This is a genomic window from Actinosynnema sp. NPDC050436 (assembly GCF_040655415.1).
Lineage (GTDB): Bacteria > Actinomycetota > Actinomycetes > Mycobacteriales > Pseudonocardiaceae > Actinosynnema.
In genome coordinates this window covers 353911-372015 of record NZ_JBFAJV010000008.1, presented here as the reverse complement: position 1 = coordinate 372015, position 18105 = coordinate 353911, and the positions used below count along the sequence as shown (strand labels likewise).

Annotated in this window: 16 protein-coding genes; 8 read left to right on the top strand and 8 right to left on the bottom strand. The window is 73.8% G+C overall.

Annotation, left to right across the window (positions count from 1 at the left end; translation table 11 throughout):
• Positions 1 to 146 (bottom strand): transposase (locus tag AB0I60_RS21590; RefSeq protein WP_360732331.1); only part of this gene is annotated, 146 nt, incomplete at its 3' end.
• Between the two features lie 210 nt (positions 147 to 356).
• A complete protein-coding gene (locus tag AB0I60_RS21585; protein WP_360732307.1) occupies positions 357 to 1385 on the bottom strand; it encodes a hypothetical protein in 1029 nt (342 codons plus the stop codon).
• Positions 1386 to 1703: 318 nt separating this feature from the next.
• Between AB0I60_RS21585 and AB0I60_RS21580 the strand changes: the two genes are divergently transcribed.
• The 3 genes from AB0I60_RS21580 to AB0I60_RS21570 all read left to right on the top strand — a co-directional run bounded on the left by AB0I60_RS21580 (position 1704) and on the right by AB0I60_RS21570 (position 4368).
• Positions 1704 to 2363 carry a peptidylprolyl isomerase gene (locus AB0I60_RS21580; protein ID WP_360732306.1) on the top strand — a complete coding sequence of 220 codons (660 nt, stop codon included), beginning with the start codon at positions 1704 to 1706 and terminating at the stop codon, positions 2361 to 2363.
• 81 nt (positions 2364 to 2444) lie between these two features.
• A complete protein-coding gene (locus AB0I60_RS21575) occupies positions 2445 to 3017 on the top strand; it encodes a DUF4240 domain-containing protein (protein ID WP_360732305.1) in 573 nt (190 codons plus the stop codon).
• Positions 3018 to 3270: 253 nt separating this feature from the next.
• Positions 3271 to 4368 carry an ionic transporter y4hA gene (locus AB0I60_RS21570; RefSeq protein ID WP_360732303.1) on the top strand — a complete coding sequence of 366 codons (1098 nt, stop codon included), beginning with the start codon at positions 3271 to 3273 and terminating at the stop codon, positions 4366 to 4368.
• A 42-nt stretch (positions 4369 to 4410) separates the two neighbouring features.
• Here AB0I60_RS21570 and AB0I60_RS21565 read toward each other — a convergent pair whose 3' ends face one another.
• Positions 4411 to 5592, bottom strand: coding sequence for a 4-hydroxybenzoate 3-monooxygenase (locus tag AB0I60_RS21565; protein WP_360732302.1), 1182 nt, complete (start codon positions 5590 to 5592; stop codon positions 4411 to 4413).
• A gap of 79 nt (positions 5593 to 5671) precedes the next feature.
• The gene (locus tag AB0I60_RS21560) at positions 5672 to 7057 is read right to left on the bottom strand and encodes an MFS transporter (protein ID WP_360732300.1); all 1386 of its coding nucleotides are present in this window, start codon (positions 7055 to 7057) and stop codon (positions 5672 to 5674) included.
• Between the two features lie 120 nt (positions 7058 to 7177).
• On the opposite strand from AB0I60_RS21560, the gene AB0I60_RS21555 reads away from it, so the two are divergent.
• The 4 genes from AB0I60_RS21555 to AB0I60_RS21540 all read left to right on the top strand — a co-directional run bounded on the left by AB0I60_RS21555 (position 7178) and on the right by AB0I60_RS21540 (position 11224).
• Positions 7178 to 8098 (top strand): LysR family transcriptional regulator, encoded by a 921-nt coding sequence (locus AB0I60_RS21555; protein WP_360732298.1) that lies wholly within the window; start codon positions 7178 to 7180, stop codon positions 8096 to 8098.
• Between the two features lie 82 nt (positions 8099 to 8180).
• A complete protein-coding gene (locus AB0I60_RS21550) occupies positions 8181 to 8597 on the top strand; it encodes a nitroreductase/quinone reductase family protein (RefSeq protein WP_360732296.1) in 417 nt (138 codons plus the stop codon).
• Positions 8598 to 8879: 282 nt separating this feature from the next.
• The gene (gene sfnG, locus AB0I60_RS21545; RefSeq protein ID WP_360732295.1) at positions 8880 to 10010 is read left to right on the top strand and encodes a dimethylsulfone monooxygenase SfnG; all 1131 of its coding nucleotides are present in this window, start codon (positions 8880 to 8882) and stop codon (positions 10008 to 10010) included.
• Positions 10007 to 11224: an acyl-CoA dehydrogenase family protein gene (locus tag AB0I60_RS21540; protein ID WP_360732293.1), complete on the top strand. Its 1218-nt coding sequence runs from the start codon at positions 10007 to 10009 to the stop codon at positions 11222 to 11224. The genes sfnG and AB0I60_RS21540 overlap by 4 nt, the downstream gene beginning before the upstream one ends.
• A 1002-nt stretch (positions 11225 to 12226) precedes the next feature.
• Here AB0I60_RS21540 and AB0I60_RS21535 read toward each other — a convergent pair.
• Entirely contained in the window at positions 12227 to 13393 is a 1167-nt protein-coding gene (locus tag AB0I60_RS21535) for a cytochrome P450 (RefSeq protein ID WP_360732292.1), read from the bottom strand.
• A 455-nt stretch (positions 13394 to 13848) separates the two neighbouring features.
• On the opposite strand from AB0I60_RS21535, the gene AB0I60_RS21530 reads away from it, so the two are divergent.
• Positions 13849 to 14352: a hypothetical protein gene (locus AB0I60_RS21530; protein ID WP_360732290.1), complete on the top strand. Its 504-nt coding sequence runs from the start codon at positions 13849 to 13851 to the stop codon at positions 14350 to 14352.
• Between the two features lie 43 nt (positions 14353 to 14395).
• On the opposite strand, the gene AB0I60_RS21525 is transcribed toward AB0I60_RS21530, so the two are convergent.
• The 3 genes from AB0I60_RS21525 to AB0I60_RS21515 form a co-directional block, all read right to left on the bottom strand.
• Positions 14396 to 15421, bottom strand: coding sequence for a beta-propeller fold lactonase family protein (locus AB0I60_RS21525; RefSeq protein WP_360732289.1), 1026 nt, complete (start codon positions 15419 to 15421; stop codon positions 14396 to 14398).
• 446 nt (positions 15422 to 15867) lie between these two features.
• Positions 15868 to 17577, bottom strand: coding sequence for a class I adenylate-forming enzyme family protein (locus tag AB0I60_RS21520; RefSeq protein WP_360732287.1), 1710 nt, complete (start codon positions 17575 to 17577; stop codon positions 15868 to 15870).
• A 49-nt stretch (positions 17578 to 17626) separates the two neighbouring features.
• Entirely contained in the window at positions 17627 to 18103 is a 477-nt protein-coding gene (locus AB0I60_RS21515) for an SRPBCC family protein (RefSeq protein ID WP_360732285.1), read from the bottom strand.
• Positions 18104 to 18105: the final 2 nt, after the last annotated feature.

The window sequence follows — 18105 nt, the reverse complement described above, 5'->3', positions numbered from 1 at the left end:
TCACGCCAACCCCACCCGGTGCGAAACCGCCACAGGACCCCGTTGAACTGATCCCGCACCCGACGCGGCAACGGCCCCGTGGCCGCCACCGGCACGTGCGGCTCGATCAACGCCCACTCGGCACCGGTCAGATCAAAACGCGCCACACCCGCGTTCTACCAGCCCCGACCAGCGCACCACCCGACGCACCTGGATCCGAACCTCAACCAGCTCCTAGCCCGTGCCGCGACGCCGGATGAGCGGCGGGATCGTCCGAGCCGGGGTGGATCAGCGCTCCTCGACGGTGCGTCGCCGGGGATGGTGCGGGCACGACCTCCCGCACCACCCCCGGGCGGGCGGTGCGGGAGGTCGTTCGGCTAGTTGGTCACCTGCCAGTAGTCGTTCGCCGAGGGCAGGGAGAACGACAGACCGGTGCACCCGAGGCTTGCGCTGCTCACGCTGCCGGGCGGGGTGATCGAGGAGTTGGAGGTGTCGAGCAGGCTCCAGGTGCCACCCACGTTGATGGAGATGCCCGCCGCCGCGAACAGCGTGCCGGCGGTCTCCGTGCAGTAGTAGCCCTCACCGGTCGCCGAGTTGTAGTTCGTGTAGACCTCGAACATGCTCCACCCGCCGCCCGGGTTGGTGAGCTTGCCGGCGTCGGCGCTGGTGAACAGGGCGTCCCAGTAGCCGGTGGAGTAGTTGAACAGGTAGGCGGTCCACGAGTTCGTCACGGGGTCGGTCTGGACGTCCTTGACCGTGTACGCGGGCGGGCCGAGGTGGGTGTCGGAGTAGGTGCTCATGAAGGTGGCGTCGATCCAGGCCACGGCGGCGAAGCCGGGCGACGCGGCGCACCAGTCCCACGCCCCGACGCCGTTGCCGCCCTGCCAGTAGAACGTGGTGACCTCGATGCAGGTCTTGCCGCTCGGGTCGAGGGTCGGCGCGTAGACCACGTCCGGGTTGCCGGACGGGATCGAGATGCCCGGGTTCAGGGTGTGCGTCGCCATCGCGCCGTCGGAGTTGACGTTGGGGAACGCGCCCCACACCGCGTGCAGGGCCCCGCTCCACGGCGGCAGGCTCGTGGTGCCGACCGGCCGCTCCGCCGCGACCGGGCCGGCGGCCCGCTTGGCGTCCCGGGTTTCGCTGAGCTTCCGGAACTGCTCGTTGACCACGGGGCCGGTGGCCTCCCGCGCCGCTTCGCCGCGCAGCGCGGGCACCAGTCTGCCGCTGGTCGGCGAGTCCGGCCGGGCGACCTTGGCGGTGGTGTCCACTGTGGACTGGGCCGGGGCCGGTCCCGCCGTGGCGGGTGCGGTGGCGCCCAGCAGCGCGCCGAGCGCGAGCAGGGCGACGACGACCCGGCGGGCCGGTGACCGGCGCGACCGGGATGGTGAGGTGGGTGCAGACGGCATTGCGACAGTTGTCCTCTCGATGGGCAAACTGGCTCACCGCAGGCGAAGAAGGGCGCAAGCGACACGATTCCGGTGTCCCCCCAAGGACTTGCGGCTCTTCCGAGCCTGCTGCACGCCGGCGGGCGCGGCCATAGGTCAACTGGCCGCCGCGTGGGGTGATCACCGCAACGTTGAGGCAGCCGTCCCCATGTGGTATAGACCACATCGGGTCGATGGTCGTCGCCGGCGGTCCGCAGCCGACCGGGCGGCCGCAGCCGAACGCGGTGGTTCGCGTTCCCGAGGGGTCCGGGTCGCGCCGGGTGGCGCTAGCCTCGGCGCATGGGAAGGTATGCCGTAACCGCTGTCGTCCTGCTGACCGCACTCCTCGGCGTCGCGGCACCGGCCGCCGGGGCCGCGCCCGAGCGGACCGGGCCGGTGAAGCACTGCGCGTTCACCCCCACCCCCGACAACCCCGCCGCCAAGCCGGTCCGCCCGCCACGCGCCACCGCGCCGACCCGGGGCTCCGCGACCGTCGTGCTGCACACGAACTACGGCCCGGTGGTGGTCCGGCTGGACCGGTCGGTCGCCGCCTGCGCCGCGCACAACTTCGAGCACCTCGTGCGCAGCCTCTTCTACAACGACACCCAGTGCTTCCGCCTGACGAACTCGCCGCGACTGGGCGTGTTGCAGTGCGGCGACATCCACCGCCAGGAAGAGGGTGGACCCGGCTACCGGTTCGACGACGAGGTGACCGGCACCGAGACGTACCCGCGCGGCACCGTGGCGATGGGGAACCAGGGACCGGGCACCAACGGCAGCGAGTTCTTCGTGGTGCACTCGCACGCGAACATCCCGCCGGTCTACAGCGTGTTCGGCCGCGTGGTGCACGGGATGGACACGCTCGACCGGATCGTCGCGGCGGGCATCGCCGGCGACGCGCAGGACGGGCCGCCGAAGCGCCCCGTCCGCATCCACTGGGCGTTCACCCTGCCCTTCTGACGCACGCCGCCGACCGGCGCACCGGCGACCGTCCACTCAGGACGTCGCGGCGGTGCGCCGGTCGCACGTAGGATCGGCGGCGTGGAAACCGACACGTGGTGGGGGATCGTCGACCGGGCGCGGGCCGCCGTCGGCGACCGGGCGGACGACCGCGACAGCGCGGACGACCCGCTGCCGGACGCGCTGGTCGACGCCCTGGCCGCGCTGCCGCCGGAGCAGATCGCCGAGTTCGCCGTGACGCACGTCGAGGTGAAGGACTCGGCGTACCGGCACGAGCTGTGGAACGCCGCCTACCTGATCGAGGGCGGGTGCGGCGACGACGGCTTCATGGACTTCCGCGACGGCCTGATCCTGCTCGGCCGCGACGTGTTCACCCGCGCGGTCGCCGACCCGGACTCGCTGGCCGACCTGCCCGTGGTCGCGCGCATGGGCGGCGACGGCAAGGGCTGGATCGGCTACGAGGCGGTGGGCTACCGGGTCGCCGACGCCTACCGGCGGGTCAAGGGCGAGACCGACACGCTCGACGCCGTCCTGGAGGACGCCCTGCGCGCCATGGACCGGCCCGACGAGCCGGCGGGCGAGAACTGGGACCCGGAGGACGAGGAGGAGACCCGGCGCCGGCTGCCCAGGCTCGCCGGGCTGTTCGCGGAGTGACCCGGTCGGCGCGGACCCCGGGAGCCACCACCCGCCCGGGACCGGCCGGTCGGTGCGGGCGTTCCCGCGCCTGACCCGCGTGAGATCCACCACGGCCGCGTCGGGCCGGTGAGCCCTTGACGCCGGCCGCGCCGTCGTCGTGCCCTCCCGGGCCGTGCGCCGGCCGTTCCCCGGCGCGGAGGTGCGGCCGCGACGCACCCGTGATACCGCGCGTGACGTGCGCGGAGCGGCGGATGATGCCAGGGTTGGCGGCATGATCGCTGTGTCTCGCCTGCGGCAGGTGTCCTGGACCGACGTCGTCCCCGTGCTGGGTGCGGTGGTGCTGGCGCTGGTCTGGGGCCGAGACCTCGGGGCCGTGCTGGTGACCATCGTCGCCCTGGTGCTCGCGGGCACCGTGCTGGCCGCCGTGCACCACGCCGAGGTGGTCGCGCACCGCGTGGGCGAGCCGTTCGGGTCGCTGGTGCTCGCGGTCGCCGTGACGGTGATCGAGGTGGCGCTGATCGTCACCATGATGATCTCCGGCGGCCCGGAGACCGCCTCGCTGGCCCGGGACACCGTGTTCGCGGCGGTCATGATCACCACCAACGGCATCGTCGGGCTGTCGCTGCTGGTCGGCGCGTTCCGCTACGGCGTGACCCTGTTCAACTCCGAGGGCAGCGGCGCGGCGCTGGCGACCGTCGCCACCCTCGCCACGCTGTGCCTGGTGCTGCCGACGTTCACCGCGAGCACGCCCGGCCCCGAGTTCTCCACCTCCCAGCTCGCGTTCGCAGCGGTGGCCTCGCTCGCCCTGTACACCACGTTCGTGCTGACCCAGACCGTGCGGCACCGCGACTTCTTCCTGCCGGTCACCGCCGACGGCGAGCCCGACGCCGAGGAGCACGCGTCGCCGCCCTCGGCCCGGGAGACCTGGACCAGCCTGGCGCTGCTGCTGGTCGCGCTGGTGGTCGTGGTGGGCCTGGCGAAGGTGGAGTCGCCCGCCATCGAGGCGGGCGTGCAGGCGGCCGGGTTCCCGCCGTCGTTCGTGGGCGTGGTGATCGCGCTGCTGGTGCTGCTGCCGGAGACCCTGGCGGCGGGCCGCGCCGCGCGCCGCGACCGGGTGCAGATCAGCCTGAACCTGGGCTACGGCTCGGCGATGGCCAGCATCGGCCTGACGATCCCGGCCATCGCGCTCGCGTCGGTGTGGCTGGACGGCCCGCTGGTGCTCGGCCTCGGGCCGACCCAGATGGTGCTGCTCGCGCTCACCGTCCTGGTCAGCGTGCTCACCGTGGTGCCGGGCCGGGCCACCCGGATGCAGGGCAGCGTCCACCTCGTCCTGCTCGCCGCGTTCCTGTTCCTCGCCATCAACCCCTGACGTCGCCCGGACGGGTGAGGCTGCCGGGCGCGGGCCGCCCGGTCACGCGGTGCCGGCCATCAGCGCCGCGAACGCCCGCGCGGCGACCGGCGAGGTGAGCAGGCGGGCGAGCCGGGCGCGGGCGAGCCGCCACTCGAACGCGCCCGCCGTCGCCTCGGCCGCGCCGTGGAACACCACGTCGCTCAGCCACCGCGAGAACTCCTGGTCGTTCCACACCCGGCGCAGGCACGTCGCCGAGTACGCGCGCAACGGCCCGGGGTCCTCGCGCACCGCCGCGACCAGCGCGCCCGCCAGCACGTCCGCGTCGGCGATCGCCAGGTTCATCCCCTTCCCGCCCATCGGCGGCACGATGTGGGCGGCGTCCCCGACCAGGAACAGGCGGCCGTAGGACATCGGGTCGACCACGGAGCTGCGCCCGTCGATCAGCGCCTTGTCCACGACCGGCCCCGCCACCAGCCCGTCGTCGGCCAGCCGCAGCCGCAGTTGCTCCCACACCCGCTCGTCGGTCCACGACGCCAGGTCGTCGCCCGGCGGGCACTGGAGGTAGAACCGGCTCGCGCCGGGCCCGCGCCCGAAGTGCGCGGCGAACCCGTGCCGGCTGACCGCGATCAGCGGGTGCGCCGGCGGCGGCGAGTCGGTCAGCACGGTGAACCACCCGACGTCGGCCGCGTGCCGGTAGGTGGTCAGGGCGTCGGCCGGCACGCTCGCCCGGCTCACCCCGTGGAACCCGTCGCACCCGGCCACGTACTCGGCGTCCACCCGGTGCGCCGACCCGGCCGGGTCGCGGTAGGTGACGTGCGGCCGGTCGCCGTCGAGGTCGTGCAGCGCCACGTCGTGCGCCGCGAACCGGAGGTCCCCGCCGTCCTCCAGGAACGCGGCGACGAGCCGCCGCACCAGCACCTGCTGCGGGATCAGCCGGCCGACCCGCCCGTCGGCGTGGGCGGCGACGTCGAACAGCCGGGTCTCGCCGTCGACCCGGAACTCCAGCAGGCCGGACCTCGGCGCACCGGAGAGCAGCCGGTCGGCCAGGCCCGCCCGCTCGTAGACCTGCTCGGCCGCGAAATCGATCACCCCGGCCCGCTGCCGCTGCTCGACGTGCTCCCGAGTGTGCCGTTCGAGCACCACGCAGCCGATCCCGTTCCGGTGCAACAGGGTGGCTGCGGTCAGCCCCGCCACCCCGGCCCCCACGACCACCACGGTCGTCCCCTCGCGCGCGCCGTCCACCGCCACCCCTCCCGAAGGCCGATCCCCTCGACGCCAGGTCCGCAGAGGCAGGTCGCCGGCGCTGCGGCACGTCGGTTGCCTAACCGCGTCTACCGGCATTGCCCCGACTTGTCCACAGCCGCGCGCCGACCACCACGGCCAGAGCAAGCGCCACGAGCCCGACAGCGACCCCGAACGTCCAGCGGGTCGCCCGTGCCACGTCCGTCGCGGCGGCCGTGGTGACGTCGCCGGCTGCGGCGGCGAAGACCGCGCCCATCACCGACGCCCCGGTGATCAGGCCCAGGTTCCGGGACAGGGTCAGCACCCCCGACACCAGGCCGCGCCGGCCCGCGCCCGCGCCGCGCATCACCGAGGTGGTGTTCGCGGCCTGGAACAGCGCGTAGCCGGAGGTGACGACGACCAGCGGCAGCACGTACCCCAGCACGCCGGCGGACGCGGGGGCGAGGGACAGCCCCACCGCGCCGACGAGCACGCCGACGAGCCCGGCGACCACCACCGCCGAGGTGCCGAAGCGGTCGGTGGCGCGGCCCGCCGGGACGCCGGCGAGGGCGGCCACCACCGGCCCGGCGGACATCACCAGACCGACCACCACCGGGGCCGCCCCGAGCGCCCGCGCCAGGTGGAACGGGCCCACGACGAGCGTGGTCATCACGACCGTCGAGACCAGGGCTCCGGCGACCAGGCTCGCGCTGAACGCCGGGTCGCGCAGCACCGACAGGGTCAGCAGCGGCGTCGGGACCCGGCGCTCGACCACGACGAACAGCGCGAGCCCGACCGCCGCGACCACCAGCCCGTACCACCCGCCGTCGACCGTCATCGCCAGCGCGTACGCGCCGAGCGTCACAGCCAGCAGCGCCGTGCCGGCCGCGTCGAACCGCTGCCCGGCGCGCTCGGGCGCGGAGCCCGGCAGCGCCCGGACGACGAGCACCAGCGCGAGCACACCCGCCGGCACGCCCGCCAGGAACAGCGCCCGCCAGCCGAGGGCCGCGACCAGGACGCCGCCGAGCGCCGGCCCGAGCGCCGTGCCGATCGCGGACGTCGTGCCGAGCAGCCCCATGACCCGTCCGGTGCGCTCCGGCGGCACGCTCTCCCCGACCAGGGCCGTGGTCAGCGCCATCATCGCCGCCGCGCCGACCCCTTGCAGCGCCCGCGCGGCGACCAGCAGCGGCAGGGTCGGGGCGAGCCCGCACAGCAGCGTGGCGAGGGTGAACACGGCGGTGCCGGCGACGAGCACGCGGCGCCGCCCGGCGAGGTCGCCGAGCCGGCCCGCGCCGACGACCAGCGCCGTCATCGCCAGCAGGTAGGCGATCACCACCCACTGGACCTCGGCGAACGACGTGTCGAGACCTGCGGCGACGTCCGGCAGGCCCACGTTGGCGATGCTGGTCCCGAGCGAGGGCAGCAGCGCGCTCAGCGCCAGGGCGGCCGGTGCCCGGACGCGGGCGGGTGCGGAGGTCGTTTCCACGGGGACTCCCGGTGTCGGAGGGGTGCTGCGGCCGACGCTAAGCGCGGTCCCGACCTGGCGGAAGACGCAAAGACCGCAACCGACCTGTGCACCGGACGCCAGGTGTGGCAGCCTGGCCGGATGGCCCTCCCCGACCTGAACCTGCTGGTCACCCTGGACGTGCTGCTCGACGAGGGCAGCGTCACGCGCGCCGGCGCACGCCTCGCCCTCAGCCCGTCGGCGATGAGCCGCGCCCTGGCCCGCCTGCGCCGGGCGACCGGTGACCCACTGCTGGTGCGGGCCGGCCGGGGCCTGGTGCCGACCCCGCGCGCGCTGGAGCTGCGCGACCGGGTGCGCCACCTGGTCCGGGACGCCGAGGAGGTGCTCCGGCCGGCCGCCGCGCCCGCGTTGGCCGCGCTGGAGCGCACGTTCGCGCTGCGCACCGGGGACGGGTTCGTGGAGCGGTTCGGCCCGGAGCTGGTCGCCGAGGTCGGGCGGGTGGCACCCGGCGTGCGGCTGCGGTTCCTGCGCAAGGCCGTGAAGGACACCGGGTCGCTGCGGGCCGGCGGCGTCGACCTGGAGACCGGTGTCGTGGACCGGCCGCTGCCGCCGGACGTGGTCGCCACACCCCTGTTCACCGACCGGTTCGTCGGCGTGGTGCGCGCCGAGCACCCGCTCGCCTCGGGCGAGGTGACCACCGCCCGGTACACCGCCGCGCGTCACGTGCACGTCTCGCGGCGCGGGCGGACCGACGGCCTGGTGGACGCGGCGCTCGCCGGGGACGGTCCGGATCCGGCGAGGCGGGACGTGGTGACGGTCGTGGACGGCTTCGGCGCGGCGCTGGCGATGGCCCGCGCCTCCGACCTGGTGGCCACCGTGCCCGAGCGGCACACCGAGACCCTGCGCGACGGGATGCACGCCTTCGCCCTGCCGTTCCCCGCGCCCGAGGTGGTGGTGTCGCTGCTGTGGCACGCCCGGTTCGACGCCGACCCGGCCCACCGCTGGCTGCGCGACCTGGTGCGCGGGGTGACCACCGGTCGTGCGGCGGCCGTGCCCCGGTGAGGTGGTGTCGGGCGCACGGGGGAGCGCCCGCGCCCGGCGACGTGCCAGGATCGTGCCGACACCCGGGTGCGGAGGGACGGCCATGACCGACGAACGCCACGACCGGGACGTGCGCGTGATCGAGGAGTTCCGGATCAACGGGGGAGTGGTCGGCGGCCGGCACGCCGGGCGCACCCTGCTCCTGCTGCACCACACCGGGGCGCGGTCGGGGATCAACCGGGTGACCCCGCTGACCTTCCTGACCGTCGGCGACCGCTGGGTGGTCGCGGCCGGCAACGGCGGCCTGCCGGAGAACCCCGCCTGGTACCACAACCTGCTGGCCGACCCGGAGGTGTCGGTGGAGGTCGGCACGGAGACCCACCGGGTGCTGGCCCGCGTCGCCGAGGGTGCGGAGCGCGACGAGCTGGCGGGCCACTTCCGCGCCGCGCCGTCCCGCTTCGCCGCGTTCGAGCGGGCACTCGCGCGGGTGATCCCGATAGTGGTCTTCGAACACCGCTGACCACCACCCGCCGCTGCCGCCTGTCGACCGCCGGGACCGCAACCGACCAGTGTCGCGCACGCCGTCCAGGTGTGTTCACCGTGTGAGAAGCCGACTACTCCGTGTTGACCGCGCCGGGTGGTCCTGTTGGAGTGGTGGCGTGCCTCCGACGACCGTGTTGACCCGGCGGCGGCACGTGGACCTCGTCCGCGTGGCCGCACAGCGCTGTTGCCCCCGATAGGCCCGCTCACCCTCCGTCCCCTGTGGACGGTCACCTGCCCGTCCGACCCCTGGAGCCCTGCCGTGCCCGAAGAACGGGAGCGGGAGCCGTTGAAGTTCGCCTACTGGGTGCCCAACGTCAGCGGTGGTCTCGTCGTCAGCGACATCGAGCAGCGGACCGACTGGTCCTACGACTACAACCGCGAGCTGGCCGTGCTCGCCGAGGACAACGGGTTCGAGTACGCCCTGAGCCAGGTCCGGTACATGGCCGGTTACGGAGCCGCCTACCAGCACGAGTCCACCAGCTTCAGCCTCGCGCTGCTGCTCGCCACGCAGCGGCTCAAGGTGATCGCCGCCGTGCACCCGGGCCTGTGGCACCCCGCCGTGCTGGCCAAGTTCATCGCCACCGCCGACCACCTCTCCGGCGGGCGGGCGGCGGTCAACGTGGTCAGCGGGTGGTTCAAGGGCGAGTTCACCGCCCTGGGCGAACCGTGGCTGGAGCACGACGAGCGCTACCGCCGCTCCGAGGAGTTCATCCGCGTGCTGCGGGCGAGCTGGACCGACGAGCCCGCCGAGTTCGCCGGCGACTTCTACCGGCTGCGCGGCTACGACCTCAAGCCCAAACCGCTCGACGTGCCCGGCCGCGCCCACCCGGAGATCTTCCAGGGCGGCAACTCCACCGCCGCGCGGGCCATGGCGGGCCGCGTGTCCGACTGGTACTTCAGCAACGGCAAGGACTTCGACGGCGTCACCGAGCAGGTCGAGGAGGTCGCGGCGTCCGCCGGCGGCCGCCGGGTCCGCTTCGGGCTCAACGGCTTCCTGATCGCCCGCGACACCGAGGCCGAGGCCCGCGAGACGCTGCGCGAGATCGTCGCCAAGGCCGACGTGCGCGCGGTGCACGGGTTCCGCGACGCCGTCCGGCAGGCCGGCGGCTCCACCGACGACCGCAAGGGCATGTGGGCGGACTCGACGTTCGACGACCTGGTGCAGTACAACGACGGCTTCCGCTCGCGGCTGATCGGCACGCCCGAGCAGGTCGCCCACCGGATCGTGGAGTACCGCCGCCGGGGCGTGGACCTCCTGCTGCTCGGTTTCCTGCACTACCACGAGGAAGTCGCCTACTTCGGCCGGCACGTGCTGCCGGTCGTCCGCGACCTCGAAGCCTCCCTCGACGCCTCCGCCGCCACCCCCGAGCCGATCGGAGTCCGACCGTGACCACGTCCGCCCAGCGCACCTGGACCACCACCCCCACCACCGCCGACGAGTGGCTCGCCCGCGCCCGCGAGGTGGCCGCGCTGCTCGCCACCGACGCCGTGGCCCGCGACCGCGCCGGGGCCACCCCGCACGCCGAGGTCGCCCTGCTCAAGGACTCCGGGCTGGTCACCCTGCTCGGCCCGGTCGAGCACGGCGGCGGCGGGCAGGACTGGACCACGGCCTACCGGGTGATCCGCGAGGTGGCGACCGGTGACGGTTCGATCGGTCAGCTCGTCGGCTACCACTACCTGTGGTTCTGGGCGGCCCGATTGGTGGCGACGCCGGAGCAGGTCGCCGCCGTGGAGGAGCAGGCGACCCGCGAGCGGTGGTTCTTCGGCGGCGCGGTCAACCCCCGCGACGACGACCTGGTGATCGCGGAGGACGGCGACGACCTGGTGTTCACCGGCCGCAAGTCGTTCTCCACCGGCGGGAAGGTCTCGGACGTGACCGTGCTGGAAGGTGTGCTGGAGGGCACCGACAAGCACATCTTCGCCATCGTCCCGTCGCACCAGGAGGCGATCGTCTTCGAGGACGACTGGGACAACCTCGGCCAGCGGCTCACCGAGAGCGGCGGCGTGCGGGTGGAGGGCGTGCGGGTGCCCTGGGCGCAGGCCGCCGGGTACGTGGACAAGGAGTTCACGCCGAAGGTCTACAACACGCTCAACGTGCCGCTGATCCAGTTGGTGTTCACCAACTTCTACCTCGGCATCGCCCAGGGGGCGCTGGCCGTGGCCGGCGCGTACACCAGGAGCACGACCCGGCCGTGGCCGTACGCGGTGGACGTCAAGGCGTCGGCGGTCGAGGAGTTCCACGTCCTGGAGACCTACGGCGACCTCCAGGCCAAGCTGTGGGCGGCCGAGGCGCTCGCCGAGCGCGCCGCCGCCCTGGTCGAGCGGATCAACGCCCACCCCGACGACGTGACCGCGCGCGAACGCGGCGAGGCGGCCGTGGTCATCGCGGCGGCCAAGGAACGGGCGATCGCCACCGGCCTGGAGATCGGCACCCGGGTCTTCGACGTCACCGGGGCGCGCGCGACCGCGAACCACGTGGGCCTGGACATCTTCTGGCGCAACATCCGCACCCACAGCCTGCACGACCCGGTGCCGCACAAGCGCGCCGAGGTGGGCCGGTACGCGCTGCTCGGCGAGATCCCGGAGCCCACCTGGTACACGTGAGCGCCGGCGTCCGGGCACCCGGCCGCGTCACGGGGTGCCGCGGCGTCGGCTCGGGGCGTCCGAGCGGTGGTCGACGGCGTCGGCGCTGCCCGGCGCGGGTGAACTCGACCCGGAGGGGCGTCGTCGGTCGCGATCACGGCCCGGCGCTCGACGTTGGAGGTGCTGGGGACCGGGCCGTGTTGGCGGTCGCCGTGCGCCCTGACGGCGCAGCCGCTCCCCGCCGCCGGCCCCGCGTCCACGCCCACACGCCGCAGTTGTCGCCGACCTCGGTCCGCCCGACCACCTCCGGGGCCGCCGGAGGACCGGCCCAGTACGCCGTGCTCGGCGGTCGCCGGGGCGGTCGCGGCGGCCGGGGTCGCGCCCAGCGCGGCGGCGAGCAGCCGCCGCCGGGTGGTCTCCGGGACGAGGGTGGCTTCGGTCGAGGGAACTCCTCCGCGCTCGGGTCGTCCGATCCGGGGGTGCGACCCCGCCGGCCGCGCCCGGTCCCACCCCGTCAGCCGGTGAGTGGGCGATCCACACCGTGGCCTCGGACCAGCGGTGCAGGAACGAGTCCGGCGGCGCGGGCGAGGACTCCCGGGAACCCCTTCACCCCGGTGGTCGCGGACGCGAGTCGCCACCCTGTCGCGCTGGACGTGGTGCCGCTCGCAGCCGGGGTCGTGGAGGTGAACGCGCAGGGGGCGGCCGTCTCCTCCAGCACCTGCTGCGTCCCGCCACTGTTCCGCCATGCGGGCGAACTGCTCGGGCGGCAGCGGCAAGCACGACCGAGTCGCCGAACAGGGGGAGGACCGGGGTGAGGCACACCGCTGCCACGAATGGCCGGGCGGTCGGCCGCCGCTCGACCGCGTCCACCTCGCAGTGGGTGCTTGTCGGGCGCGGTGGCCCGGTCACGGGCGTGGTGCCCGTCGCGCCTTCCGACGGGCACCACGGATCGGTGGTGGGATCAGTGGTCGTGGCGCATCGGGATCTCCTCTCGGTCCGGGTCTTGCGGGCGCGCGGTGCGCGTCAGCCCCAACCGAGGTCGAGGCGTTCGAGTCCGCGCAGGGTGGCGTTGCGGCGGAAGCGCGGCTGGTCGAGCAGGCGGAGCGGCCTGGGCAGGCCGGCGAGCGCGCCGAGCGCGGTGCGGGTGAGCAGCAGGGCGAGTGGTGCCCCGAGGCACGCGTGCGGCCCGCGACCGAACCCGATGTGCGGGTTGGGCGTGCGGTCCAGGCGCAGCGAGTGCGGGTCGTCGAAGACCCGGTCGTCCCGGTTGGCCGCCGCGAGCAGGACGGTGACGACCTGGCCGCGCCGGACCGGGTGCCCGTTCACCTCGGTGTCCGCGACGCAGCCGCGCGCCTCGGCCTGCACCGGTCCGGCGTACCGCACCAGCTCCTGCAAGGCGGTGTCGTCCACGCCGCCGCTCAGGGCGTCCAGCGAGCCGGGGGAGTCGAGGCAGGCCAGCAGGGCGTTGCCGAGCAGCCTGGACGCCGACTCGTAGCCGGAGTGCAGGACGACGCGCAGCGAGTTGCGCAGGACGGCCGTGGTGACCCGCCCGCTGTCGTGGTGCGCGGCCAGGTGCCCGACCAGCCCGCCGGACGTGCGGCCGTCGAGCCACTGCCCGGTCAGCTCGGCCAGCGCGGCGCGCGCGGCGCGACCCGGCCCGACGGTCTCCGGGCGCAGCGCGTAGTCCATGGAGTCCACGATCTGCGCCGAGACGACCGGGAACCGGTGGTCCTCGGGTGGGTGCACGCCGAGCACGTCGACGATGGTGTCGAGGGCCAGCGGCACGGCGAACTCGGCCATGAAGTCGAACGCCGCCCGGTCGGCCACCGCCGCGAGCCGGCGCTCCACGTTCTCGGCGACGCGGTCGCGCACGCCGTCCCAGTCCAGCGCCCGGAACGCGCGGACGAGCTGCGCCCGCACGGCGGTGTGCTCGGGCGAGTCGAGGATCTGCACGGTCAGCCTGGAGTCCGGGACGTCGTTGCCGAGCTTGCGCCAGTCGGAGCAGAACCGGTCCGCGTCCGCGAGCACGGCCGAGCAGTCCGCCAGCGAGGTCGCCACCCAGGAGTCGAGGACTTCGCTCCACCACAACCCTTCCCGGTGCCGGAACGGCTCCCAGGCGGCGGCGGGGTGCCGCAACGCCTCAGGGGTCAGCAGGTGGTGGATCGGATCGCCGAGCGGTGCTTCGATCACCGGGCCCCTCCAGCCGTCGACCGGCAACGCCACCCAACTCAGCACGGCCCGCGACAGCCGCACAACCCCGCGCGCGCCCTGTCACCCGTCGGTCGTCCCCGACCGCCCACCTGCCGGCGGGCCGCCCCGGAACCCGCCACGGTCCGTGGCGCGGCCGTCTCGCCTCGCCCGGTTCGGCGCAACGCCCGCCGACTGTCCGTCGAGGACAGTCGGTGTCGGATGTGTTGCCACGTCGGGTGGACAGGGTTCGGCAGGGGCGTCGGGTGCTGGGCTCTCGTGCCGGTGTCGGTGGGAATCGACGGGGCGTTTGTGCGGTGCGCGTGGGCAAGTACACCCACTCCGGCGTCGGCCGACGCGCGGTACCGCCCGCCGCGCCCAGCCGTCAAGGTGAATCGCGGCAGGCGAGTAGACCCGAACGGGGGCAGGCGATGGCTTGGTTGCGGCACGTTGTCCGGTTGGCTCTGTGCGGGGTGCTGGTGGCGTCCTCGGTCGTGGTGACCGCCCAGCCCGCCGGGGCGGTCAGTTCCGGGTGGAAGACCGTGTACTCCGACCTCTTCGTGTGCCTCAAGGGCACCACCGCGATCACCCGGAGGATTCCCGGCACGCTCGACGGCAACCACGCCACCGCCGACGCGAACCTGTTCGGCTACGCCCTCGACCGCTCGTGCACCAGGGCCGCGACCGGGTACGGGCGGGTCCGGGTCGAAGCGGAGCGGTACTACGAGAACGACGACACGTCGTGGTGGTCCACGTGCCGGGACTCCGGCTGGAAGTACGCGGCGTTCGGGTGGCGCGACGGGCCGTTCCCCGGTCCTTACGGCCCTTCGGTGCTCCTCGACTACGGCGGTGCGGTGTGCGGGGCCTCCTACTACCGGGCCGAGGCGTTCTTCGAGTACCTCAAGGACGGTGCCTGGACGGTTGCGGGCTCGGTCAGGTCGCCGTCGATCTGGGTTGACTGACCACAGCCCGGCGGCGTGACCGGGGATGTCCCCCGACCGGCGCTCAGGAGGTGACGGCGACGCCTTCGGGGGTGCTGCCCACGGGCACGGTGGCCACCAGGGCGGGCGAACTCGCGCTGATGATCGACATCAGGTCGGCCCCCGAGTTGGTGACGAAGACGTAGCTGTCGTCCGGGCTCGCCGCCGCGCCTTCGGGGACGGCCGCGACCGGGATCGGGCCGCTGATCGGGTCGCCGTCGCGGTCGAGGACCGAGACGGTGTCGGAGCCGGAGTTGGTCACGTGCACCCGGCCGCCCGGGGTGACCGCCACGCCCACCGGGGCGTTGCCGACCTTGGTCGTGGTGACGGGGCGGCCGGTCCGGGTGGAGACCACGGTGACGTCGTCCGAGCCGGTGTTCGCCACGTAGAGGCGGTCGCCTCCGGGGCTCAGCGCGAGGTTCGCCGGGAAGAGGCCGACCGGGATGGTGGCGACGGGCTCGTTGTCGGACGTGTCGATGACCGTCACGGTGCGGTCGCCGTTGTTGGCGACGTAGACGCGGTCGCCGTCCGGGCTCGCCACCGCGCCGTGCGGCAAGCGGCCCACCGGGATGGTCGTCACCGGCTCGTTCGTCGAGACGTCGATGACGGTGACCGTGTCCGACCCGTAGTTCGTCACGTACGCCCGGGTGGGGGTCACCGCGACGTTGAACGGGTGCGACCCGACCGGCACGGTGGCCACGACCTCCAGGGCCCTGGCGTCGATCACCGACACGGTGTCGGACTGCTCGTTGGTCACGTACACCAAGTCCCCGTCGGGTGCCGCGCCCACGCCCACCGGGGTGAGGCCGACCGGGACCGTGGCGACCACTTCACCCAGCCGCGTGTTGAAGACCGTCACGGTGTTGTCCCCGCTGTTGGCCACGAACGCCTGGACCCGGGTCGGCCACCGGGGTTCCCCCGGGGTGGCGGTCACGGGCGTGCCGCACACCGCGAGCACCAGCGCGATCACCCCCAGGCAGGCGGTGAAACGTCGCCCGGAAGCGCGCCCGGTCGGCCTCGCGTGCATTTCCGGCCCAGTGGTCGGCCGCATCTTCGACTCCTTCTCGCCCTGGACCCTGCTCATTTCCCGCTGTGCCCGAACATCCGGTGACATGGCCGCTGACCTGCACTTCACCGTGAATGGTGCACGGCAGGAAAAATCGGCGGGTCGCTCCGGTCGCAGCCCTTCCACCCGTCGAGATTATTCGGCCGGGACGCCCGAGCGCCGAGCGGGAAGAGCGTGATGCCCTGGTAGAGCGGTGAATTGCCGCCATGGTGCTGCCTGTGCCGCGAACCGATTAGGTGCGCGCGCAATGACGTGACTCACGGAGAGGCCGGGACGCGGCACGGCGGGCGGGGGTGAGGAGCGGGGACGAGCGGGGAAAAGCCCGGTTTCACCTGATGGGGTGGCTCCGGTCGTCGACGTGACATCCGGGCGGTCGCGTCGCAAAAGGCGGGGGCGGCGCCGCAACGCGACGCCGCCCCCGCCGGGTCGGATCAGGTCCAGCGGCCGATGCCGATGGCCTTCGCGCCGTCCAGCAACTGTTCGCGCAGTTGCACCCGGCGGATCTTCCAGGTCGCCGTGCGGGGGAAGTCGCTCCAGCGCACGTGGATCGGCTCGGCCAGCTTCGGCAGGTCCTCGGTCGCCTTGGCCCACTGCTCGGGGTCGACCGGGGTGTCGTCGTCGGTGGACAGCACCGGCACGGGCAGGCCGTCGCCGTTGGGCAGCACGACCACCTCGGTGGTCTGCGGCAGGCGGTCGAGCAGCACGTCCTCCAGTTCGAGCGCGCTGGCACCCGGGATGCGGTCGATCTCGCGGTCCACCAGCCGCACCGCGCCCTTGCCGCTGACGGTGCCCAGGTCGCCGGTGTTCCACCAGAAGTCGTCGGTGCGCTTGAGGTCGTGGCGGTCCTGCTCGCCGACGTAGGCCAGGCAGCGGCCGGGCTGCTTGATCTCGATCAGGCCCACGGTCCCCGAGGGCACCTCCCGGCCGGTCTCCGGGTCCACCGCGCGCGCCTTGCACAACCCGGGGATGGGCCAGCCCAGCACCTGGGTGGGCGGCGGGCGGTGGCCGACCTCCCGCACGGCCTTGCGGGTGTAGGGGCGGATGACCAGCGCGCCGGCCTCGCTCTGGCTCCAGGACTGCACCCAGATCGGCGAGCTCTGGTCGGTGGCGTCGAGGAAGGTGCGGATGGTGCGGGTGTGGATCGCGTCGAAGGAGTTGATGAACACCCGCACGTTGGCGAAGGGCCGCTCGGGGCTGCGCGCGAACTGCTCCCAGTACAGGTAGATGTTCGGCAGCGTCTCCATGACGGTGGGCTTGTGGCGGACCAGCAACTGCCGCGACTGCTCCGACTGCGGGTCCGACAGCATGATCATGCGCGGGGTGACCGTCGCCATGGCCAGCATCCCGGTGGTCAGCCGCTGGTGGCAGAACGGGTCGCAGAAGCCGACCACGTCCGAGGACTTCAGGCCGAACTTCGGCCACCGCTCGGCCTCGATCAGCGTCAGGGCGTGGGCCGTCTCGGCGGAGTGCATCACCAGCTTGGGCACGCCGGTGGTGCCGGAGGTGTGGGTGATCACCATCGGCTCCTCCAGCGCCCGCAGGGCGACCTTGAACGCGGTGGCGCCGCGCAGGTCGTCCAGCGCCACGACGTCGGTGCGCTCGCCCCGCCCGTCGACCACCACGGTGCGCTTGACCAGCCGGGCCAGCACCTCGGGGTCCAGCCCGCACTGGACCAGCCGCTCCTGGTCGGTGATCAGGAACGGCTGGTCCAGCCGCTCCAGCATGGGGTGGGCGAACTCCGGCGGGTGGGTCCACGCCAGCTCGGCGGGCACCGCGCCGAGGCGGGCAGCGGCGCACGCCAGCAGCGCCACGTCCAGGTGGTTGGACTTCATGATCGCCACCCGGTCCCACTCGCGGACCCCGGCCGAGTACAGCCAGGCGGCGGTCTGGTCGACCAGCGCGGCCCAGCCGGCGTAGGTGCGCTCGGTCGCGCCGGTCGGGTCGATGTCGGCGGGCCGGTCGGTGATGACGAGCTGGTCGCCGCCGCGCTCGCCCGCGACCTGCCACAGGTCGCCCAGGTGGGCGGTGGCCGGCACGCGGGACAGCGGCGTGAGGCGCTTGCGGCCCCACGTGGGGGCGTAGTCGCGCAGGAACGGGGGCAGCGCGGCGGGGTCGGGCCGCGCGTCGGTGTCGTGGGTCATCCGGGTGTCACCAATCGGGTCGGGGTGTCGTGGCGGTGCCGGCGCGCGGCTACCGGGTGGCGGCGAGGGCGGCCTGTCCGTCGGTGCCGAACACGACGGTGTCGCCCAGCAGGCCGCGCAGGATCGACTGGATGTTGTCCACGAGCGCCTGCTCGGCGATCGGGTCGATGATCGCCGCCAGGGTCGGCATCCCCAGGTCGAACGCGGCGCTGAACAGCACCGCGACGTCGCCGTCGACCTGCTCGACCCGCCACGAGCCGGTGAACGCGGCGAAGTCTCCGGCGGTCTGCTCGAACTCGATCTCCAGCGCCCGCGGGTCGATGCGGTCGCGTTCGGTCCAGCACAGCACGCCGTTGCGGAAGTTCACCGACCACACCGAGGTCAGGAACTGGCCGTCCCGCTGCTCCACGCGGACTTCGCGCACCGCGTCGGTGTAGTCCGCGTAGCGGGGGAAGTCGCTGATCCGCTCGAACACGGCGGTGGCGTCGGCGTCGGGCACCAGGGTGCGGAGCGAGGTTTCGCGCATGG

What these genes read in the sequence shown, in the direction of transcription:
- AB0I60_RS21585 (WP_360732307.1), bottom strand. Translation starts at nt 1,385, where the DNA reads ATGCCGTCTGCACCCACCTCACCATCCCGGTCGCGCCGGTCACCGGCC.
- AB0I60_RS21580 (WP_360732306.1), top strand. Translation starts at nt 1,704, where the DNA reads ATGGGAAGGTATGCCGTAACCGCTGTCGTCCTGCTGACCGCACTCCTC.
- AB0I60_RS21570 (WP_360732303.1), top strand. Translation starts at nt 3,271, where the DNA reads ATGATCGCTGTGTCTCGCCTGCGGCAGGTGTCCTGGACCGACGTCGTC.
- AB0I60_RS21555 (WP_360732298.1), top strand. Translation starts at nt 7,178, where the DNA reads ATGGCCCTCCCCGACCTGAACCTGCTGGTCACCCTGGACGTGCTGCTC.
- AB0I60_RS21550 (WP_360732296.1), top strand. Translation starts at nt 8,181, where the DNA reads ATGACCGACGAACGCCACGACCGGGACGTGCGCGTGATCGAGGAGTTC.
- AB0I60_RS21525 (WP_360732289.1), bottom strand. Translation starts at nt 15,421, where the DNA reads ATGCGGCCGACCACTGGGCCGGAAATGCACGCGAGGCCGACCGGGCGC.
- AB0I60_RS21520 (WP_360732287.1), bottom strand. Translation starts at nt 17,577, where the DNA reads ATGACCCACGACACCGACGCGCGGCCCGACCCCGCCGCGCTGCCCCCG.
- AB0I60_RS21515 (WP_360732285.1), bottom strand. Translation starts at nt 18,103, where the DNA reads ATGCGCGAAACCTCGCTCCGCACCCTGGTGCCCGACGCCGACGCCACC.